Annotated in this window: 17 protein-coding genes and 1 tRNA gene; 3 read left to right on the top strand and 15 right to left on the bottom strand. The window is 65.3% G+C overall.

Annotated features, from left to right (window positions below):
• Positions 1–6: 6 nt before the first annotated feature.
• The 3 genes from WOC76_RS02330 to WOC76_RS02320 form a co-directional block, all read right to left on the bottom strand.
• Positions 7–1,197, bottom strand: a complete 1,191-nt coding sequence (locus tag WOC76_RS02330) for an efflux RND transporter periplasmic adaptor subunit (RefSeq protein WP_341389529.1) — start codon at positions 1,195–1,197, stop codon at positions 7–9.
• 260 nt (positions 1,198–1,457) lie between these two features.
• Positions 1,458–2,360 carry an outer membrane protein gene (locus WOC76_RS02325; RefSeq protein WP_341104144.1) on the bottom strand — a complete coding sequence of 301 codons (903 nt, stop codon included), beginning with the start codon at positions 2,358–2,360 and terminating at the stop codon, positions 1,458–1,460.
• Positions 2,361–2,550: 190 nt separating this feature from the next.
• Positions 2,551–3,861 carry a replication-associated recombination protein A gene (locus tag WOC76_RS02320; RefSeq protein ID WP_341431253.1) on the bottom strand — a complete coding sequence of 437 codons (1,311 nt, stop codon included), beginning with the start codon at positions 3,859–3,861 and terminating at the stop codon, positions 2,551–2,553.
• Positions 3,862–4,056: 195 nt separating this feature from the next.
• On the opposite strand from WOC76_RS02320, the gene WOC76_RS02315 reads away from it, so the two are divergent.
• Positions 4,057–4,806: a division plane positioning ATPase MipZ gene (locus WOC76_RS02315; protein ID WP_341104145.1), complete on the top strand. Its 750-nt coding sequence runs from the start codon at positions 4,057–4,059 to the stop codon at positions 4,804–4,806.
• 48 nt (positions 4,807–4,854) lie between these two features.
• On the opposite strand, the gene WOC76_RS02310 is transcribed toward WOC76_RS02315, so the two are convergent.
• Positions 4,855–5,322: a GreA/GreB family elongation factor gene (locus tag WOC76_RS02310; protein ID WP_341104147.1), complete on the bottom strand. Its 468-nt coding sequence runs from the start codon at positions 5,320–5,322 to the stop codon at positions 4,855–4,857.
• A 140-nt stretch (positions 5,323–5,462) separates the two neighbouring features.
• Positions 5,463–6,449 (bottom strand): MDR family oxidoreductase, encoded by a 987-nt coding sequence (locus tag WOC76_RS02305; protein ID WP_341104148.1) that lies wholly within the window; start codon positions 6,447–6,449, stop codon positions 5,463–5,465.
• 379 nt (positions 6,450–6,828) lie between these two features.
• Here WOC76_RS02305 and WOC76_RS02300 point away from each other — a divergent pair, with 379 nt between their 5' ends.
• Positions 6,829–7,236 (top strand): MucR family transcriptional regulator, encoded by a 408-nt coding sequence (locus WOC76_RS02300; protein WP_341104149.1) that lies wholly within the window; start codon positions 6,829–6,831, stop codon positions 7,234–7,236.
• 101 nt (positions 7,237–7,337) lie between these two features.
• Here the strand turns inward: WOC76_RS02300 and WOC76_RS02295 are convergent, their stop codons facing one another.
• Positions 7,338–7,703, bottom strand: a complete 366-nt coding sequence (locus tag WOC76_RS02295; protein WP_341104150.1) for a TIGR02300 family protein — start codon at positions 7,701–7,703, stop codon at positions 7,338–7,340.
• Between the two features lie 173 nt (positions 7,704–7,876).
• Between WOC76_RS02295 and WOC76_RS02290 the strand changes: the two genes are divergently transcribed.
• Positions 7,877–7,950: transfer RNA gene (locus WOC76_RS02290), tRNA-Gly, on the top strand.
• A gap of 60 nt (positions 7,951–8,010) precedes the next feature.
• Here WOC76_RS02290 and WOC76_RS02285 read toward each other — a convergent pair.
• From WOC76_RS02285 to rfbF, 9 genes are all read right to left on the bottom strand, one after another.
• Complete coding sequence (locus WOC76_RS02285; protein ID WP_341389525.1) at positions 8,011–10,332, bottom strand: Tex family protein; 2,322 nt, start codon at positions 10,330–10,332, stop codon at positions 8,011–8,013.
• 154 nt (positions 10,333–10,486) lie between these two features.
• Entirely contained in the window at positions 10,487–12,079 is a 1,593-nt protein-coding gene (locus WOC76_RS02280) for a hypothetical protein (RefSeq protein ID WP_341104152.1), read from the bottom strand.
• 15 nt (positions 12,080–12,094) lie between these two features.
• Complete coding sequence (locus WOC76_RS02275) at positions 12,095–13,033, bottom strand: glycosyltransferase family 2 protein (protein ID WP_341104153.1); 939 nt, start codon at positions 13,031–13,033, stop codon at positions 12,095–12,097.
• Positions 13,030–13,455, bottom strand: a complete 426-nt coding sequence (locus tag WOC76_RS02270) for a GtrA family protein (RefSeq protein ID WP_341104155.1) — start codon at positions 13,453–13,455, stop codon at positions 13,030–13,032. The genes WOC76_RS02275 and WOC76_RS02270 overlap by 4 nt, the downstream gene beginning before the upstream one ends.
• 1 nt (position 13,456) lies before the next feature.
• Positions 13,457–14,425 (bottom strand): FkbM family methyltransferase, encoded by a 969-nt coding sequence (locus WOC76_RS02265; RefSeq protein WP_341104156.1) that lies wholly within the window; start codon positions 14,423–14,425, stop codon positions 13,457–13,459.
• Entirely contained in the window at positions 14,422–15,528 is a 1,107-nt protein-coding gene (locus tag WOC76_RS02260) for an NAD-dependent epimerase/dehydratase family protein (RefSeq protein ID WP_341104157.1), read from the bottom strand. Before WOC76_RS02260 ends, WOC76_RS02265 begins: the two co-directional genes overlap by 4 nt.
• Position 15,529: 1 nt before the next feature.
• Positions 15,530–16,873, bottom strand: a complete 1,344-nt coding sequence (gene rfbH / locus WOC76_RS02255) for a lipopolysaccharide biosynthesis protein RfbH (RefSeq protein ID WP_341104158.1) — start codon at positions 16,871–16,873, stop codon at positions 15,530–15,532.
• On the bottom strand, positions 16,848–18,020 hold the full coding sequence (gene rfbG, locus WOC76_RS02250; protein ID WP_341104160.1) for a CDP-glucose 4,6-dehydratase: 1,173 nt from the start codon (positions 18,018–18,020) through the stop codon (positions 16,848–16,850). The genes rfbH and rfbG overlap by 26 nt, the downstream gene beginning before the upstream one ends.
• Positions 17,984–18,754: a glucose-1-phosphate cytidylyltransferase gene (gene rfbF / locus WOC76_RS02245; RefSeq protein ID WP_341431252.1), complete on the bottom strand. Its 771-nt coding sequence runs from the start codon at positions 18,752–18,754 to the stop codon at positions 17,984–17,986. Before rfbF ends, rfbG begins: the two co-directional genes overlap by 37 nt.
• Positions 18,755–19,304: the final 550 nt, after the last annotated feature.

Here is a 19,304-nt window from a genome sequence, read left to right as displayed (position 1 = left end):
GCCCCGTCACTCCTCGGGAATTTCGCTCTTGCCGGCTTCGGCCTTGAGCACGAAACTGTTGGCGACAGCGATCGTCTCGCCGGCCTTGAGGCCCTTGACGATCTCCACCGAACGCTCGTCGCCGTCGCCAAGCTCCACGACGCGCTTCTCGAAGCCGTCTTTCACACGCACGAAAACCGTCGGCTCATTGTGGACGAGCTGAACGGCGGCGCGGGGAACGAGCACTTTCACCGGGCTCTGCTCGATGGCGATTTCGGCGTTGAGCAGAACGCCCGGCCGCAGGGCGCCATCCGGATTTTTGAAGGCGGCGATCACATGGCCGGTGCGCGTCTCTGGCGTGATCATGGCGTTGATTACCCGTACGGCGCCCTCGAAAGCGCGCCCGTCGGCGCCCTTGACCACGACCGGCTGGCCGACCCGCACTTCCGCAAGATTCGCGACGGGGACCGCGAGCTCCACCTCCACCTCCGACAGATCGGCCAGAGCATAGAGCTGGCTTTCAGCCGTCACCGGCAGGCCGATATTGGCGAGACGCTCGATGACGCGGCCCTTGATCGGCGCGCGAATCTCTTTTTCCCGCAGACGGGAGACGGGCTGCGAGGGAAGCGCGGCGATCTCGCTTTCGGAAAGATCCAGCGCTGCGAGCTTGCCGCGGGCGAGATCGAGCCTGAGCCGCGCCTCGGTATAGGTCGCCTTGGCCTTGAGGAAGAGCTGCTCCGCCGTGATCTTTTTCTCGAAGAGCCCCTTCTCGCGCTGATAGAGCTGCGACTGAAGCTCGTAATTCGTCATCGCCGCCAGATATTCGCTCTTGGCGTCCGCAACCTCGCGCGAATCGATGATCGCCACCGTCTCGCCCTTCTGCGCCTCGTCTCCGAGCTTCTTGCGCATCTCGGCGACGACGCCCGCGACCTTCGCCGCGACTCGGGCGAGATGATCCGGATCGGGCTTGACGGCGGCCGGCGCGACGATCTGGCGCCTGATCACGCCCGGCCCCGCCTTGGCCACGCCGATCTTCGCGGCCTCGATCTGCGCCGGCGTGAGCGGGATCACCCCTTCTTGCGCGGGCGCGGCGTTTTCGGCCGGCGCCGTCCCGGCCGGCGCGCCGGAGCCGTGAAATCTGGCGATCAGACCGGGCAGCGTCGCGCCCGCGGCGAGGCTCGCCACAACCGCGACAAGAAAGAGAAGCGTGCGTGACATTTTCAGCGGACGGGCTCCATGGCGCGGCGGCGCTTGCCCTTGAGGATGGTTAACACCGCCCCGGACGCGAAGCCATCGGGACGGGCGCGCGACAGAGGCTTATCCCCATCGTTGCATCGGCGTCTGTCTTAACAAGACCGACCCGCCGCGTCCATGGTCGCCACAGCGCCGCGCTTGCGACAAAGTCACACAGAATCAGACAGTAAAGCAAAAGAGCCCGGCGTTTCCGCCGGGCTCTCGAATCGCGCCATGCGCGGTTTTCAGTATTTGGCCAGAACCGGCGCGCTCGAGCCGAACGGATTGAAGTGCCAGTTCACGCCGGCGCGGACCGAGTTGAAGCGGGTGGACACGCGGTTCTGCGCAACCAGGACGGGTCCATTGGCCGGAATCGTGGAGATGCCGGCGATGTTGAGATTCGTCGAGCCAAGGTCCGTGTAGAGATACTCGACCTTCAGCGACCAGGCCGGGAAGGCCATCGGGGTCCACTCCACGCCGCCGCCCGCGGTCCAGCCGGTCGAGGTGTTGTCGTAGACGCCATTGCCGACCACGGAGGCGGTGCCGAGGGCGCCGACGTTGAAGCTATCCACGACGCTGACCGTCCGGTTCACGCCACCATAGGCGAAACCGCCCGTGCCGTAGACCATCAGATTCGGCCAGGACGGCAACGTCACGCCGACGCGGCCGCGAACCGTGCCCCACCAGTCGAGATAGTGGGCCGCATTGACGGCAATCGTATGCGTGCCGAAGAAGGGGTCGCCGATCGCCGCGCCGCCAGCGTTGCGGGAGTTGATGTCGGCCGCCTGGATGTCGGCCTCCACGCCCACGACGAGCCAGGGCGAGAACTGGTAGTTGTAGCCAATCTGGCCGCCGCCCGTCACGCCGTTGATGTTCGACGAGTTGGTGATCGCGGCGCCGGTCGGGATGACGCCCGGCAGGCCCCAGGCTCCGCCGTCGGACAGATAGCCCCAGCCGGTCGAGCTGGTGCCGCTCGCGCCGAAGCCGTAGCCGATGTTCACACCGCCGTAGAGGCCGGTCCAGCTGAAGGCCGGCGGCGGGGGAACGAAGGCCGGCGGCGGGGCCTTGCGGGAGGGGAGATCGGCCGCGATCGCAGAGCCGGCGACGAGAGCCAGCGCGACGCCGGCGAGAAGAGCAGATTTGGCCATTTTGACCCCCTGAGTCCCTTGAAACTTCACTTCGGTCCGGCGCAGGGCCGTCCCGCTGTCCCGAAAAGACTTACGGCCGGAGGTCGAAGGCGGTCAACGGAAAGGCGGCCTGATCAAGCCTTGTGCATTGCGTTTGCCGGCGCGCGTGACAAATGCGCAACAGATCAATCGGCTGAGCCCCGCGGAAAGCCTATTTACTGTTGCGTTCGCGCCGCAGTCTCTCCCAATAGTCGAGCCGCCTGGCCAGCTCGCGCTCGAATCCGCGCTCGACCGGCCGGTAAAAAGACTGGCGTTTCAGTGATTCGGGCCAGTAGCTCTGTCCCGAGAACGCGTCGGGCGCGTCGTGGTCATATTCGTAGCCCTCGCCATAGCCCTCCTCGCGCATCAGTTTCGTCGGCGCGTTGAGAATGATTCTCGGCGGCATGAGCGAACCCTTCTCCTGCGCGAGCCGCCGGGCCTTCTTGTAGGCCACATAAGCCGCGTTGGATTTGGGCGCGGTCGCCACATAGATGACCGCCTGCGCGAGGGCGAGCTCCCCTTCCGGCGAGCCGAGAAAATCGTAGGCGTCCTTTGCGGCGTTGGCGACGACGAGCGCCTGCGGATCGGCGAGGCCGATGTCCTCCACCGCCATGCGGACGAGTCGCCTTGCGAGAAACAGCGGATCCTCGCCCGCGTCGAGCATGCGCGCGAAATAATAGAGCGCGGCGTCGGGATCGGAGCCGCGCACGCATTTATGCAGCGCGCTGATCAGATTGTAATGACCCTCCTGCGCCTTGTCGTAGATCGGCGCGCGGCGCTGCACGATCTCGGCCAGCGCCGCGCGGTCGAAGACCTCGCCTTCCCGCGCCGCCCGCCAGATTTCTTCCGCGAGGGTCAGCGCCGCGCGGCCGTCTCCGTCCGCCATGGCGACGAGCGCGGCGCGGGCGTCGGCGTCGAGCGGCAGGGTCTTTCCTTCCGTCGCCTCGGCGCGCGCGAGAAGCTTCTCGATCGCGGCGGCGTCGAGGGGTCTGAACGTCATCACCCTGGCGCGCGAAAGCAGCGCGGCGTTCAGTTCGAAGGACGGATTCTCCGTGGTCGCGCCGATCAGCGTGATGGTGCCGTCCTCCATCACGGGCAGAAAACTGTCCTGCTGCGCGCGATTGAAGCGATGGATCTCGTCGACGAAGAGCAGCGTGCCCCGGCCCGCCGCGCGGCGCGCGCGCGCGGCTTCGAAGGTTTTCTTGAGATCGGCGACGCCGGAGAAGATCGCGGAGATTTGAACGAAAGCGAGGTCGGTCTCATGCGCGAGCAGACGCGCGACCGTCGTCTTGCCCGAGCCCGGCGGCCCCCAGAGGATGAGCGAGCCCAGCGCGCCGCCGCGCACGAGCCGCATCAGCGCGCCGTCGGGTCCGAGCAGATGGTCCTGCCCGACGACCTCGTCGAGGCGCGTCGGGCGCAGGCGGTCTGCGAGCGGCCGGGGCGCGTTTCTGTCGAGTCCGGCGGCTTCGAAGAGGTCGGTCATCGTCGGCTCGAGCCCATGAAACGCAATAATTGGAGACGTTTACTAATGATTACCACCTCGACGGCGCAATAATCAAAGATTACCCTTCTACAAGTAAATGATTCGGCTTGTTTCTTTTGCGTATCGCCGAAAACTTCGTTCAGTTTCGGCCTCGGGGCGCCAGGCCCGCGCAGGCGACAAACGGGTGCACTTCTCATGCGAACCATAGCTTTCGTTACGCAAAAGGGCGGCGCCGGCAAGAGCACGCTCGCGAGCGGCGTCGCCGTCGCCGCGCGCGCGGCGGGCGAGCGCGTCTTCGTCATCGACCTCGATCCGCTGCAGACGCTCGCCACCTGGGCGCGCTCGCGCGAAACCGCCGACCTCGGCGTGGAGCACGTGCCGCCCGGAAAACTCTCCAAGGCCATCGCCGCGCTCGAGAAGAAGGGCGTCACGCTTCTCGTGCTCGACGCGCCCGGCCAGGACGGCGAGGAGTCGGCCGCGGCGATTCGCGCCGCCGATCTCTGCATCATCCCCGCGCGCCCCAACGCCTTCGACCTCTGGGCCAGCGAGAAGACCCGCGCGCAGGTGAAGGAAGCAGGGTGCGACTACGCCTTCCTGCTCAACCAATGTCCGCCGTCGCAGCAAAGCGCGCGCGTCGATCTCGGCGTCAAGGCGCTGGAGGCGATCGGCGGCCTTCTGGCGCCCCTCGTTTCGGCCCGCGTCGATTATCAGGAGGCGGCGCGGCTCGGCCTCGGCGTCACGGAATACAATCCCGAGGGCGTCGCCGCGCAGGAGATGAAGGAACTCTGGGGCTCGATCAAGCGCCGCCTGAAACGCGCCGGCGCCAAGCCCGCGCCGAAAGCGAAGCCCGTAGAAAAGGACGCGCCGGCGCCGAAAGCGCAGGCGGCCGCAAAGTCCAAAGAGGCGCTGAAAGGCGCCGCCAGAAAAGCCGCGAAGGCCGCTTGAACCGGTCCGTCTGAGGCGAGGCCGCGCGAATCCGCGCGGCTGTCGCCCTCACCCGATCTCCACGATCCTGGCGCCGTGGTGCATGACCTCGACCCCGTCGCCGACGCTCTTGCCCATCAGCGCCTGCGCGAGCGGCGCGACATAGGGAATGAGCCCCTGCGCGGGATCGGCCTCGTCCTCGCCAACGAGCCGGAAGATGCGCGTCTCCCCGCCCTCGAGCTCCACGACGACACGATGGCCGAAGCGGACGTGGGAATGATCCGCGATCGGCCGAACCACCTCGGCGCTGGCGCGACGCGCCGCCCAGTAGCGTATATCGCGCTGCGCAATGGCGAGCGCATGGTTGTCGTCCGCGGCGGTCGCCCGTTCGACTTCGACATGGAGACGCGTGAGCGCGTCGTCGATCTGCTGCAAGCCTTCCGGCGTCACTAGATTGCGATGCGGACTCACCGGCCGATCGGGGAGATCCTCGCGGGGGTTGTCGTCTTCCTGTTCCTTCGTGAAAGCCGAACTCATGACCTCTACCTTTGGCGCCGCGCGGGCAAGAAAAAGCACACGGCCCCGCCGGGCCGAGCGCCGGTCATTACAACCGAGGCCGGCGCGAAAGTCGAGGATGCACACGCCGCGCCGCGACTCGCGGCGTCCGGCCGCCGGTTTCAGGGCATTTCGATGACGACGCGCCCTCTGATCTTTCCCGTCACGATCGAGCGCGCCCGCTCCAGCGCCTGATCGAAGGGGATAATTTCACACATGGCGTCGATCATCGCCGTGTCGAGACCGGCCGCGATACGCGCCCAGGCGGCGCGGCGCAGTTCGATCCTCGGCCGCACGCTCTCGACCCCGAGAAGCGACACGCCGCGCAGGATGAAGGGCGCGACGCTCGCCGGCAGATCCATGCCGCCGACATTGCCGCAGGCGGCGATGGCGCCGTCGAACCGGGTCTGCGACAGCAGATTGGCCAGCGTGACGCCGCCGACCGTATCGACGCCCGCGGCGAAGCGCTGCGGTTGCAGGGCCTTGCCGGGCGCCGAAAAATCGTCGCGGGAGAGGACTTCGGCGGCGCCAATGGATTTGAGGTAGGCCGCTTCGGCGGCGTGTCCGGTGATCGCCGCGACGCGCCATCCGGCCTGCGCGAGCAGGGCCACCGCGAAGGAGCCGACGCCGCCGGAGGCGCCCGAAACGACCGCGGGCCCGTCGGCAGGCGTCAGACCATGGCCCTCGAGCGCCAGCACGCAGAACATGGCGGTGAGGCCCGCTGTGCCCACCGCCATGGCGCGCGGCGGCGTGAGCGGCGCCGGCAGCTTCACCAGCCAATCGCCGGAAAGACGCGCCCTTTGCGCAAAGCCCCCGTAATGGGCTTCCCCCAGGCCGCAGCCCGTCGCCGCCACCACGTCGCCCACTGCGAAGCCCGGATGCGCGGCGCGCGTCACGCGCCCGACGAGATCGACGCCCGGCACCATGGGAAAGCGGCGCACGACCGGCCCCTTTCCGGTCACCGCGAGCCCGTCCTTGTAGTTGATGGCGGAGTAGAGCACGTCGAGATCGACGTCGCCCTCCATCAGCGCGTCGTCGCACATCTGAACGTAAGCAGCCTCGTAACCTTGCGAATTCTTGTCAACTCTGATCGCTCTAAACGAACTCATCCACTGATCCTTTCCTCCGCCCGTCGATCATTTTGTCCAGGCTGTTTTCAGACGCGCCGCGCGCAACCGGCCTCGAGCCGCCTGCGCCTTAGTCTGGAATGCGGGCCGCCTAAACTTGGGGTTGTTGGCGAGACCGCAGATGCTCATCAATCAAAACATGGAAAGATTCAGTCTCGCGGCCGGGAGGCGGGAATTTATCCTCCCTCAAATCTTGCTGGCCCGAAAAATCTGAGATAATTTAAGAAGTAATCTTCACTCGTTCGACGAAGCCCGTTCGGGATTCGCACCGCGCGGGCGCCGGCGGCGGTTACGCTCTGGTTGAAGATCGCCGTATCCCCGAGTTTCTTCGACGTCAACCCGCATGCAAACAGGCGCCTCAATGACCCTCAACAACAATATCGAGCTCGCAGCCGATATCGTCTCCGCCTATGTGAGTAATAATTCCGTGCCCGCCGGCGAATTGCCCAGCCTGATCAGCGAAGTCTACAACGCCCTGCTGCGGGTGGGCTCCGGCGCTCCCGTGGCGCCGGCCGAGCCGCCGAAACCCGCGGTGCCCGTCAAGCGGTCTGTCAATAACGACTACGTCATCTGTCTCGAGGACGGCAAGAAGTTCAAGTCGCTCAAGCGCCATCTGCGCACGCAGTACGGCCTGTCGCCCGAAGAGTACCGCGAAAAATGGGGGCTGCCGGCCGATTATCCGATGGTTGCGCCCAATTACGCCAAGGCGCGCTCCAATCTCGCAAAGCAGATGGGCCTCGGCCAGCAGCGCCGCCGCCGCGGCAAATAAAACGCGCACCCCGACAGGAAAAAACCCGCGACCCTTCGGGGTTCGCGGGTTTTTCGCGGTCTTTGCGCGCTCCCGCAGGAGCGCGCGGGCAGGGCGAGCGATCAGCCTTCGTCGTCGGTCTCTATGTCGCCGTCGATGAGGCCGGAAACGTCGTCGTCCTCGCCTTCCTCCGCCTCGAGGAAGGTGTCGTCGTCCGCATCGTCGCCGACGAGTTCCACATCGTCCTCGACGTCGATCGTCTCGGCGGCGTTTTCGCTCTCTTCGACCTCGTCGAGCGACACCGTGTCGACGCCCTCCTTCTCGACCTCGGTCTCTTCCTCCTCGACGCGGCCGGGGGCGCGGGCGAGGGCGGCGACCTGGAAGATCGTCCCGCATTTCGGGCAGACGATCGGGTCCTTGTTGAGATCGTAGAATTTCGTCGCGCAGGACTGGCATTGGCGCTTGGCGCCGAGTTGGGGTTTGGCCACGGTTCGTTGATCCCTCGAGAAAAGAAGCAGCGTCGGAACGCGCGCCTGAAGATGACCGTCGGGCGCTCGGGTTAGTTGGCTCCGGCGGCGCTGTCAAATGGATAAATGCGCTTTTCGCGGGCCCCCGATAGGCCATTGCAAAGCGCCGCGCGGCTTGGCATAGAAAAGGACGTGCGGGTGTAGCTCAATGGTAGAGCAGCAGCCTTCCAAGCTGAATACGAGGGTTCGATTCCCTTCACCCGCTCCAACAGTCTCCTTCAGCCATTGAGTCCGCGCCGTTTTTTCTGCGCCGCCGATGGCGCGCGGATCAGCGCGCGCCTTTTTGTTTCATTGCCGCGAGCAAGGCTTCGCCGAGCCCGCCGGGGCCGCCCGCGGGCTTGCCCCCCTGCGGGGCTTTCTGGGCGCCGCGCGGGCCGCCGGCGTCGCGGCCCTTGCCCGCGCCCTGCCCGCCCCGCGCCTGCTGGCCGGGCGCGTCGTCGAGCCGCATGGTGAGCGAAATGCGCTTGCGGGGCGCATCCACCTCCATGACCTTGACCCTCACGATGTCGCCCGGCTTCACCACGCTGCGCGGATCCTTGACGAATTCCTTGGAGAGCGCCGAAATGTGGACGAGGCCGTCCTGGTGCACGCCGATGTCGACGAAGGCGCCGAAGGCCGCGACATTGGTCACGACGCCTTCGAGCACCATGCCGGGCTTGAGATCGTTCAGCGTCTCGACGCCCTCCTGGAAGGTCGCGGTCTTGAAGGCGGGGCGCGGGTCGCGGCCGGGCTTCTCGAGCTCGGCGAGCACGTCGGTCACGGTCGGAACGCCGAAGGTCTCGTCGGCGAATTGCGCCGGCCGGAGCTTGCGCAGTTCCGCCGCATTGCCGATCAGCGAGCGGATGTCGGTTTTGGCCGCCTGGAGAATGCGCCGCACCAGCGGATAAGCCTCGGGATGCACGCCCGAGCGGTCGAGCGGATCGTCGCCATCGATGATGCGCAGGAAGCCCGCGCTCTGTTCGAACGCCTTGGGGCCGAGGCGCGGCACCTCCTTGAGCGCGGCGCGGGTGCGGAACGGCCCATTGGCGTCGCGATGGGCGACGATATTGGAGGCGAGCGTCTCGCCGAGGCCCGAGACGCGCGCGAGCAGCGGCGCCGAGGCCGTGTTCACGTCGACGCCCACGGCGTTCACGCAGTCCTCGACGACGGCGTCGAGCGCGCGAGAGAGCTTCGTCTCGGATACGTCGTGCTGATATTGGCCGACGCCGATCGATTTCGGCTCGATCTTCACGAGTTCGGCGAGCGGGTCCTGCAGACGGCGCGCGATCGAGGCGGCGCCGCGCAGCGACACGTCGAGATCGGGCAATTCTCTCGAAGCGTATTCCGATGCAGAATAGACCGAGGCGCCCGCCTCCGAGACGACGATCTTGGTGAGCTTCAGCTCGGGAAATTTCGACATCAGCTCGCCCGCGAGCTTGTCCGTCTCGCGCGACGCCGTGCCATTGCCGATGGCGACGAGCTCGATCTTGTGCTCGCGGGCGAGGCGCGCGAGCGTCGCGAGCGATTCGTCCCAGCGCCGCTGCGGCTCGTGCGGATAGATTGCGGTCGTCGAGACAATCTTGCCGGTGGCGTCGATCACCGCGACCTTCACGCCCGTGCGGAAACCGGGATCGAGCCCGATCGTCGGCCGCGCGCCGGCCGGCGCGGCGAGCAGGAGATCGCGCAGATTCTCCGCAAAGACGCGGATCGCCTCCTCCTCGGCGACGCGCCACAGCCTCGCGCGGGCGTCGACGGCAAGATGCAGCTCGATCTTGGTGCGCCAGGCCCAGCGCGCCGTATCGAGCAGCCATTTGTCGCCCGGCCGGCCGCGATCCTCGATCTGATAGCGCCGCGCGATCCGGCTCTCGTAGCCGCCGACGCTGGGCTCCGTCTCCGGCGCGAGTTCGAGCTCCAGCATTTCTTCCTTTTCGCCGCGGAAGAGCGCGAGGATGCGATGCGACGGCAATTTGGCGATCGGCTGCGAGAATTCGAAATAATCCGAGTATTTCGCGCCCGCCGCCTCCTTGCCCGCGCGGGGCTTCGATTTCAGCACGGCCTGCGACCAGTGCGTCTCGCGCAAGGCGCCGATGAGATCCGCGTCTTCCGCGAATCGCTCGACGAGAATGGCGCGCGCGCCCTCGAGCGCCGCCTCTACCGTCGCCACATTCTTTTCGGCGTCCACAAAGGGCGCGGCCTGCGCTTTGGGATCTTTCTCCGGCGAGGCGAGAAGCGCGTCGGCGAGCGGCGCGAGGCCGGCTTCGATCGCAATCTGCGCCTTGGTGCGGCGCTTGGGCTTGAAAGGCAGATAAATGTCTTCGAGGCGGGCCTTGTTGTCGGCCTCCATGATGACGCGACGCAGCGCGTCGTCGAGCTTCCCCTGCGAGTCGATCGACTCGAGGATCGCCTTGCGCCGCTCCTCGAGCTCCCGCAGATAGCGCAGCCGCTCCTCGAGCTTGCGCAATTGCACATCGTCGAGCTGGCCGGTGGCCTCCTTGCGGTATCGCGCGATGAAGGGAACCGTCGAACCGCCGTCGAGCAGGCCGATCGCCGCCTCCACCTGCCAGGGTTTCGCCGCAAGCTCGCCGCTCAGCCGCTCGACGATCGATGTCATTTCAATCCTCTCTCCAGTAAGGGAGCGAGGCTTTTAGCCAAGCGCGGGGGCGAAAGTCAAAGAGCCGCCGACGCTCCGCACAAGGAGGGCGCCCGTTTTTCAAAGACGCCCCTTGCGTGTCCCGGGCGACGCCAAAATGACCGATTCGACGCGATCACTTCTTGCGATCGTCGAGAAGCGGATGATCCGGCCAACATCTGCGCGTCTCGACCGTCAGCGGGGCGGGACCATCGCCGACAGAGATCAGCCAGGGCAGGACTTTTTCTTCCCGCGCCAGGTAATTCGTCGGAAACGCAAACCCGTCGGTTTTGCGCCAGGCCGTCATCATGTTGCAATCGCTGACGCCATAAGCCCCGCTGAAAGCGTTCTTGAGTTCGAGCAGGGGAGTGGCCGCCGAGATGAGAACGAGCGACGAGATCAGCGTCGGAAAGGCGCTGTTGTCGCGCGGCGTCAGGACGGCAATCCGCGCAAAGCTGAAAGCGAGCAGGAACAGCGCCGGGATCGACGCGCGCATGGCGAAGTCGTTGCTAGGCCCGAAACTATAAAGCGGGATGACGAGCAACAGCACGAGGGCGAGCACGAGCGGGCCCCGGTCAGGGCCGGCGATTTTCCGCCACGCATAGACGAGGACGGCCGCCTGCGGAATTTCCACGAACACGAACGAGAAATAGGTCCGGAGGAATCCGTCGCGGAACGCCAGCCATTCATGCGGAACGGCGCCTGCGTCCATCACGAGATAGAGCGCGACGGGCGCAAAGCAGAGGCCCGCCATCGCTGCAAGGACCATCTCGGCCGTCAAGAACCCGCGCCCCGGCGCGCGCAGCGCCAGCCAGGCGACGAACGGCGCCGCCCCCAGCATGGCGAGCGGCGACCAGAGGAGCAAGGGAAGGCAGGCGGCGAGGAGCGCCGAAAAGGCGATCTCGCCGCGCACGTGGAGAAGGACGATGAGCGCAAACCACCAGCCTGGCGCCATATGGTTCGGCACCCAGAAAAGCTGCGTGACGAAACTCGAATATTGTAAGGGGACCGGAGAAAAATAAGCGCTCCACCACTCGATATGGGAGAAGATCTTGAAAGGCTCGCCCTTGGCCGCCTCCACCGCCTCGGCGGCTAGGACGCCGAGAATATCGAGACCGCTGAACATGACCATGAGGAGGATGAACGGCGCCTTGCGGACTTCGGCGAGAGTCGAGGTCAAATACAGTATCGCGCCGACGATGACGGCGTTTTGCGCGAGCAGCGCGAGATGGGCCGCATAAAGGCCGAACATGCGCCCGACGACGGCCGGCGAGAGATACATCCCCAGCGGCGCCCGCAAGAGATAATCCTGGTCTCCGTATCGATAGATAACTTTCGTTCCGTTGCGAACGAGATCGGCGAGCACGGCGTCGCGAATGAGCCAGTCCGCCGTGCTGTAGAAGAAATGGCCTTCTCCGCCCAGGAGACAGAGCCCCACTCCCCCGGCGAGACAAAAGGCCAGCGAAACCGCGTCGACCGAGGCGCCGAGAACGCGGCTCTCCCGCGTCCCGCGCCACAGCAGCGCGAACGCGCCCGCCGAGGCGGCGACGACGATTACGCCCGGCAAGGGACGCAGCGCCGTGGCGAAAAGCAGGTTCGGCAGCAGGAAAAGAAAAGAAGCGAACAGAAAGACGTGGTAATTGCAGAGCGCGCCGAGCCGCAGCCGCGCAAGCCCGGCTCCACGCGATGGAACGGCAGGCGTCGCCTCTTGGAGAAACGTCGACTTCATAACCTTCCGCCTCCTTTAAAAATTGATCCTCTCGCGCTCGAAGACGACAGGCTTGCGCCGCACCTGCGCATAGATCGCAAGCACATATTCGGCGAGTACGCCGAGGGAGAAGAGTTGCACGCCGCCAAAGAAGAAGACCGCGGTGATGATCGTCATGACCCCCGGCGCGGCCATGCTGCGGTAATAGATCACGCCCAGCACCAGATTGAGGAAAGCATATCCGAGCGAAGCCGCCGCGATGGCGAAACCGAGGAACAGCAAGAGCCGCAGCGGCGCGAGCGTATTCGTGACGAGTCCGTTCATGCCCTGGTCGACGAGGCTCCCCAGCGAGTTGCCCGAAATCCCCCGGCGACGCTCCACCCATTTATAAGGGACGCCCACCGATTTGAACCCGCATTCGAAGGTCATCATCCGCATGAACGGATAGGCGTCTTCGATCTTTCGCATCGCCTCGACGACCTTGCGGTCGACGAGCTGAAAATCGCCGACGCCCGGCGGAAGCCGATGTTCCGAAAGGCCCGTGAGAAGCCGGTAATAAAGACGCCGCACTCCGCGCATCGTCGCGTTTTCCTCACGAATGCTGCAGACGCCATATACGACTTCGACGCCCTGCGCCCAAATCGACACGAGCTGCGGGATAATTTCGGGCGGGTCCTGCATGTCAGCGGGAAAGAACAGCAGCACGGCGTCGCCCGTCGCCGCCATCACGCCATTGTAGTTGGAGCGCATGGCGCCGAAGTTGCGCGCATTGAGAATGACCTTCACATCCTTGTCTGTCTCGGCAATCTCGCGCAAAATATCTGCAGTAGCGTCACTCGAGTCGTTGTCGCAAAAGACGTGCTCGCGCCGATAGTCTTTCAACTCCTTATCGAAGAGTTCGCGGATCGCCGCATGGCAGTCGCGAATGTTGACTTCCTCGTTGTAGCAGGGCGTGACGATCGAGATTGTTTTCATGTCTGACGGACTCCCTCCCTGTCGGGGAAGACGAGGGCGCGATTGAGCGCGTAGGACAAGAGGACGCAAGGCGGGGTCAGGAGCGCCTGCGCGGGGGCCGCCGCGAGGCCAAGACTTGAGGCGGCCTCGAGCAGCCCCGCATTGGCGACGAAAACAGCGCCATAGACGGCGCCGAAGCGCCACAGACGCGCCGCCTCGGCGCTTTTGAAGACGATGCGGCCCGTCGTGAAGAAATTGAAGACCACGCCGATCACGGTCGCGATCGCCAGCGCTGCGGTCGGCGCGCAGCCAATGTAAAGCAGCATATAAAACACGCTGTAGCCGAAGATCGTGTTGCCGGACCCCACCAGAAGAAAACGCGCGAAGGGCAGACGCCAGACGTGGGCGCCCCATCTCTCGAGGGTCGACGCCTTCTTCCGCATGTCAGCCGCCGAGGGCAAGGGCGTCGACGCCCGGATGCCGAGTCGGGTCGAGAAAGACGTAGGTGGTCTCACGCGTATCGTCGTCGACCCGTTCGATGGGCGTAAGCGTCGTTTCCGAGACGCCGTAGCAACGGTAGCCGAGCGCTCCGAAGAGATCGAGAACGTCGTTGGGATGATAGCCAAAGGCTGCCGACCATTTGCGCAGCAACTCGATGACCACCGCGGGACGGAAGCGCGCGAGCGATTTCTCGCCGCCTTTCAAGACGCGCAATTCGGCGCCCTCTACGTCACATTTCAGAAAATCGAGCCGCGTAATCGCGTGATCCTCGACGAACTGGTCGAGCGTGGTGAAATGGCAGGAAAAGCGTCGGCCGCCCTCGCCCGGATGGAGCTCGTTGAGCGAAGCGGCGGGAGAACCGGAGACCGCTGGCACGAACATGTCGAAGTCGCCGGGAGCGTCGGACAGGCCGTCGCCGATGGGCGCGACCCGCGCGCCGGCGCGGTTGCGGGAAAGATTGGCGACAAGGCGCGCATATGTCGTCGGCACGGGCTCGAATGCATAAACGCGCGCCTGCGGCTCCTGCTGGGCGATATGGAGGCTGTACCAGCCGATATTCGCGCCGATATCGAACACGACCTTCGCGCCCTGCGCGAGGCGCAGGATCAGGGCGCGCTCGAAGGTCTCGTATCCGCCCTGCGCGAGGACGATGTTGGGGGCCTCGCGCAGGGCCTGCGGGTCCAGCGTGAAGGCCAGGCCGTTATGCAAGGTCGCCGAGAGGCCGGAAGGCTCGATGGCCACCGCGGCGATCTCCGTTCCCTGTAATACGGATGCATGTTGCGCCAGCAGCGCATGCCGTTCGGCGAAATGCCTCCACAGATCGAGCCGGTCGAGAGCGCCGCTCTCGAAGGCGCGACGCCAGTCGATCGGCGTCTCCGGCGCGATGACGCGGGAAAGGGTTTGGGCAGTCATGCGCTGGCTCCGAGGCCGCCTCGGTTGAAGATATCGCGATAAAGGTCGATCGTGCGGCGAAAGCCGGCGCCTATATCTGTCCTTGGCCGCCAGCCAAGTCGTTCGAGGCGCGTGACGTCGGGCGCCGAACGCGACACGCGACTCGTGAGATAGGCCTCGGGCGGCCGCGCAAGGCGGAGGTTCAGGCCGCGCTCGGGATAAAGCGCCGCCAGCATTGTCGCCAAATCCCGAATCGAGATGACGGCCTGCGGATTGCCGACGTTGTAGGCGCGGCCTTTCTCTCCCTTCAGCAGCAGCGTGAAGAAGGCCTGCGTCGCGTCTGCAAGGTAGCAGAAGGCGCGCTGCGCCGCGCCATCGCTGTTGAGAACGATGTCCCGGCCTTCCACGACATCGCGCACGAAATCCGCAAAGACGCGGCCGTCGTCGAGACGCATGCCGGGGCCATAAGTATGGAATGGCCGCGCAATCACACAGTCGAGCCCGTATTGCGCGCCATAAGCGACGCAGAGCGTTTCGCCCATTCGTTTGGCTTCGGCGTAGCAGGCGCGCAGCGCCGCCGGATCGAGACCGCCGAACAGATTTTCCGAAATCAGTTCTTCTTGAACTGCCCCATAAACTTCGGAACTGGAAAAATACAGGAAGCGCGACGCGCGCTTGCGTACGGCGAGATCGAGAAGGCGCTGCGCGCCGATCACATTGGGAAACGCCGTGCCGACAGGATCGGCGCCATAAAAGCGCGGACTCGCCTGGCTTGCCGCATGAATGATCACATCCACGGGGCCATCGATATCGAAAGGCGCGCAGACGTCCGCGATTCTGATCGAGAGGGCGGGATGAGCGAGATAGGCGGCGAAGCGCCGCAACGCATTCTCACGCGAACGCGCCAGCGCAATGACCTTCATCCCCGGCGCCCGACCGCCGGAGGCGAGCGTCAGAAGCGTTTCGATCATCGCCGCGGGCAGGAAGCCATTTGCGCCCGCAACGAGAATCGTGCGACCCGAAAGAGCGTCCCAGGGGAGATCGGCGGCGAGGATCGATGCAAGATCCTCGCGCCACAGCGGATGGCGCGAGAGCGCGGCGCCGTCGGGGATTGCTTCCTGCATGTCAGACCACCGCCCTCATGGTCGTCATCCGGCAAAAATCCTTGATCGAGTCGACCATGTAGCCGACATGTTCGCGCGTAAGACCGGGATAGACGCCGATCCAGAAGGTGCGGTCGACGACGATGTCGGCGTTCTTCAGATCTCCGCTCACACGGAAATTCCGCCCCTTCATGTAAGGCTGGCGCACGAGATTGCCGCCGAAGAGCAGGCGCGTGCCTATCTTCTTCTGGTTGAGATGGACGACGAGTGCGTCGCGCGTGAAAGGCGCGCCCTCGCGCAACGTCAGCGGAAAACCGAACCAGGAGGGCTCCGACCCGGCGGTCGCCTCGGGCAGGATGAAATATTCCTCGAGCCCGGCGAGACCGGCTTTCAACAAATCGAAATTGCGGCGGCGCGCAGCGATGAAGCCCTCGAGATGATCCATCTGCGCGAGGCCCACGGCCGCCTGCATGTCGGTGATCTTCAGATTGAAGCCGAGATGCGAATAGACATATTTGTGGTCGTAGCCTTTGGGCAGGTCGCCGAGACGCCACCCGAAACGCTTGTTGCAGCTGTTGTCGCGGCCGGGCTCGCAATAGCAATCGCGACCCCAGTCGCGAAAGGACTCCATGGCTTTCGCGAGGTGATTGTCATTGGTGAAAACCGCGCCCCCCTCGCCCATCGTGATGTGATGCGCCGGATAAAAGGAGAGCGTGCCGATGTCGCCGAAGGCGCCGACATGCCGGCCGTCGATCTTCGCGCCCAGCGCGTCGCAGCAGTCTTCGATCAGCCACAGGCCATGGCGCGCGCAGAGCGCCTTGATGGCGAGCGCATCGAAAGGATTGCCGAGCGTGTGAGCGACCATGATCGCTTTCGTCTTGGGGGGGATGGCCGCCTCGACCGCCTCCACGTCGATGTTATAGGTGGGGATGTCCACGTCGACGAAGACGGGAACCATGCCCCAGAGCAGGATCGGATTGATCGTCGTCGGAAAACCCGTGGCGCAGGTGACGACTTCGTCGCCCGGCTGCAAGGCGCGCTGTCGCAACGTGTGCGAGGTCAGAGCCGAAAAGGCGACGAGATTGGCGGACGATCCGGAATTGACGGTGAGGGCCTTTCGCGCGCAGACATAGCGCGCGAGCCGCGTCTCGAACTCGGCGTTGAAGCGTCCCGTCGTCAGCCAGAAGTCGAGCGCCGAATCCACGAGCGCCTGCATGTCGCGCGCGTCGAAGACGCGGCCCGACACCGGCGCGGCCGAGTGGCCGGGCGTGAAGACCGGCGTCGGATGCGCAAGGCGATGGTACTCGCCCACAAGATCGAGGATCTGTGCGCGCAGCGCCTCAGCCGGCGACGATGCGTTGGTCATATTCCTGGTCCCTGGAAGCTTCCGCGAAGGGAGAAGTGAGCCGCACGCGGCTCCCGAGATAGCGGTCGATCTGTTGCAGCGTCGTTTCCGCCATATCGGCGCCGCCGGCGAAGGCGCGATACCATTGCGCCGTCCATTGCGTCGCCCCGCGGAAATCGAGAAGCGGCGTCCATTGCAAAAGCTCGCGCGCCTTGGCGGCGTCGAGCCGCAGCAGCCGCGCCTCGTGCGGATGGTCGTCGCCATCGCGCTCCCATTGCGCGGGCGCGCCCCAGGCGGAAATGAAGTGCGTCAGCAGTTCCTCGACGCTGCGCTCGGACTCGGAGCCAGGGCCGAAATTGAACGCGCCGTCGAGACTTTCGCCCGCGCCGGGCGCCGGCGTCAGCGCCTTTTCGATGAGCGCCAGATAGCCCGAGAGCGGCTCCAGCGCATGCTGCCAGGGCCGCACCGCCTTGGGATTGCGCACCTTCAGCGTTCGGCCAGAGACAAAGGCGCGATAGGCGTCGGGCAGGATGCGGTCGGCCGCGAAATCGCCGCCCCCGATGACATTGCCGGCGCGCGCCGAGAGGATATGAACGCCCTTCGCGCGGCAGAAGCTGTCGCGATAGGCGGCGGCGACGAGCTCGGCGCAGGCCTTGCTGCTCGAATAGGGATCATGTCCGCCGAGCGCGTCGGTCTCGCGGTAGCCCCAGACCCAGTCGCGGTTCTCGTAGCATTTGTCGGTGGTGACGACGAGAACCAGCCGCACGCTCTCCACCCTGCGCGCGGCTTCGAGCACATGCGCCGTGCCCATGACATTGGCGGCGTAGGTCCCGATCGGATCGGCGTAGGAGTCGCGCACGAGCGGCTGCGCCGCCATGTGGATCACGATCTCCGGCGCCGCCGCCCGCATGGCCCGCGTCACCGAGTCCAGATCTCGCACGTCGCCACGCAGGTCTTCGATATGATCCGAGGCCTTGGACAGGGCGAAGAGACTGGGCCGCGTCGGCGGCTCCAGCGCATAGCCCGTCGCGCGCGCGTTGAGGCGCGAGAGCATCAGCGCGAGCCACGATCCTTTGAAGCCCGTGTGGCCGGTGACGAAGACGCGCCGGCCGAGCCAGAATGACGATGTAATCACCATATCTTCCACTTCGCGCGGCCGCAGTTCCATTCTTCCTCGAGGAAGAGCTTGTCGCGCAGCGTATCCATCGGCCGCCAGAAGCCCTTGTGCTCGAAAGCGCGCAATTCGTCGTGTTCGGCGAGCCATCTCGCCGGCTCGTGCTCCCATACGGTCTCGTCGCCTTCGATGAGACCTTCGACCTTCGGCGAGAGCAGGAAAAAGCCGCCGTTGACGAAGGCGCTTTCGGCGACGGGCTTTTCGGCGAAGGTCGTGACGCGGTCGCCTTGAAGCGTCATGGCGCCGAAGCGCATTTCGGGACGGACCGTCGCGACAGTCGCCATTTTTCCATGCGCGCGGTGAAAAGCGAGTTCGGCGGTCAGATCGATGTCGGCGACGCCGTCGCCATAGGTCAGCGCGAAAACCTCGTCATCCTTTATGTAATCGATGACACGCTTCAGGCGCCCGCCGGTCTGCGTGGTGTCGCCCGTGTCGACGAGCGTGACGCGCCAGGGCTCCGCGGCGCCGCGATGCACTTCCATCTCGCGCGTGCGCATGTCGAAGGTGACGTCCGACATGTGCAGGTAATAGTTGGAGAAGAACTCCTTGATGCAATAGCCCTTGTAGCCGAGGCACAGCACGAATTCGTTGAAACCGTGCGCCGAATAGATCTTCATGATGTGCCAGAGAATCGGACGGCCGCCGATCTCGACCATGGGTTTGGGACGCACCGACGTCTCCTCAGCGAGACGCGTGCCCAGCCCCCCCGTCAGCACCACTACTTTCATGTCTCGACCGTCCGCGGGCGCCGGAATGGCTCCGGCCGCCGCCGTCGCGCCGCAGGTATCACCGCGAGCTTGGCCTTTAGACTATGCGTCGAGAATGGTTAACGTTTGACTTAAGCGTAGGGGTGAGCGGCTCCGCCCCCGCGCCGACGCCGTTAAGGATCATGGCGCGCCGCGTGGCGCCCGACTCACCACGGGGCTCGGCCTCGCTCGGCAGGCCGAAAGCCCCCCGGCCTGCGCGCCTGTTCCAAAAAGAAACGACCGTTAATCGAAAGTCCGCAAGGCAGGCGGTCGCGCCTGCTGCATGGGCGCGGCGCCCGTCCATATCTTGGGCCGACCGATCGGCGGAGGCGCAAGATAAGGGGGAACGCCACGCCAATCTGGCGCGGTCAGCGATTCGTGCCGGCTCCGTTCCCGATCGGCGCCCATCCTTAACAGGCGCCCCGCCATCGGCCCTCTTGCCAGAATGGAAGACGGCCTCGCCCCCCATCCAACGAGGCGGCGCCGCCCGCGCGCCCGCGCGCGCGCCTCGACCGACAAGGGCTGGGGTCAA

Source organism: Methylocystis sp. IM3, assembly GCF_038070105.1.
Lineage (GTDB): Bacteria > Pseudomonadota > Alphaproteobacteria > Rhizobiales > Beijerinckiaceae > Methylocystis.
Note: the sequence above shows the minus strand (reverse complement) of the source record. Positions and strands in the feature narration are given on the sequence as shown.

Coding starts and splice junctions, on each gene's coding strand:
- WOC76_RS02330 (WP_341389529.1), bottom strand. CDS start 1,197: ATGTCACGCACGCTTCTCTTTCTTGTCGCGGTTGTGGCGAGCCTCGCC.
- WOC76_RS02325 (WP_341104144.1), bottom strand. CDS start 2,360: ATGGCCAAATCTGCTCTTCTCGCCGGCGTCGCGCTGGCTCTCGTCGCC.
- WOC76_RS02320 (WP_341431253.1), bottom strand. CDS start 3,861: ATGACCGACCTCTTCGAAGCCGCCGGACTCGACAGAAACGCGCCCCGG.
- WOC76_RS02315 (WP_341104145.1), top strand. CDS start 4,057: ATGCGAACCATAGCTTTCGTTACGCAAAAGGGCGGCGCCGGCAAGAGC.
- WOC76_RS02310 (WP_341104147.1), bottom strand. CDS start 5,322: ATGAGTTCGGCTTTCACGAAGGAACAGGAAGACGACAACCCCCGCGAG.
- WOC76_RS02305 (WP_341104148.1), bottom strand. CDS start 6,449: ATGAGTTCGTTTAGAGCGATCAGAGTTGACAAGAATTCGCAAGGTTAC.
- WOC76_RS02300 (WP_341104149.1), top strand. CDS start 6,829: ATGACCCTCAACAACAATATCGAGCTCGCAGCCGATATCGTCTCCGCC.
- WOC76_RS02285 (WP_341389525.1), bottom strand. CDS start 10,332: ATGACATCGATCGTCGAGCGGCTGAGCGGCGAGCTTGCGGCGAAACCC.
- WOC76_RS02280 (WP_341104152.1), bottom strand. CDS start 12,079: ATGAAGTCGACGTTTCTCCAAGAGGCGACGCCTGCCGTTCCATCGCGT.
- WOC76_RS02275 (WP_341104153.1), bottom strand. CDS start 13,033: ATGAAAACAATCTCGATCGTCACGCCCTGCTACAACGAGGAAGTCAAC.
- WOC76_RS02270 (WP_341104155.1), bottom strand. CDS start 13,455: ATGCGGAAGAAGGCGTCGACCCTCGAGAGATGGGGCGCCCACGTCTGG.
- WOC76_RS02265 (WP_341104156.1), bottom strand. CDS start 14,425: ATGACTGCCCAAACCCTTTCCCGCGTCATCGCGCCGGAGACGCCGATC.
- WOC76_RS02260 (WP_341104157.1), bottom strand. CDS start 15,528: ATGCAGGAAGCAATCCCCGACGGCGCCGCGCTCTCGCGCCATCCGCTG.
- rfbH (WP_341104158.1), bottom strand. CDS start 16,873: ATGACCAACGCATCGTCGCCGGCTGAGGCGCTGCGCGCACAGATCCTC.
- rfbG (WP_341104160.1), bottom strand. CDS start 18,020: ATGGAACTGCGGCCGCGCGAAGTGGAAGATATGGTGATTACATCGTCA.
- rfbF (WP_341431252.1), bottom strand. CDS start 18,754: ATGAAAGTAGTGGTGCTGACGGGGGGGCTGGGCACGCGTCTCGCTGAG.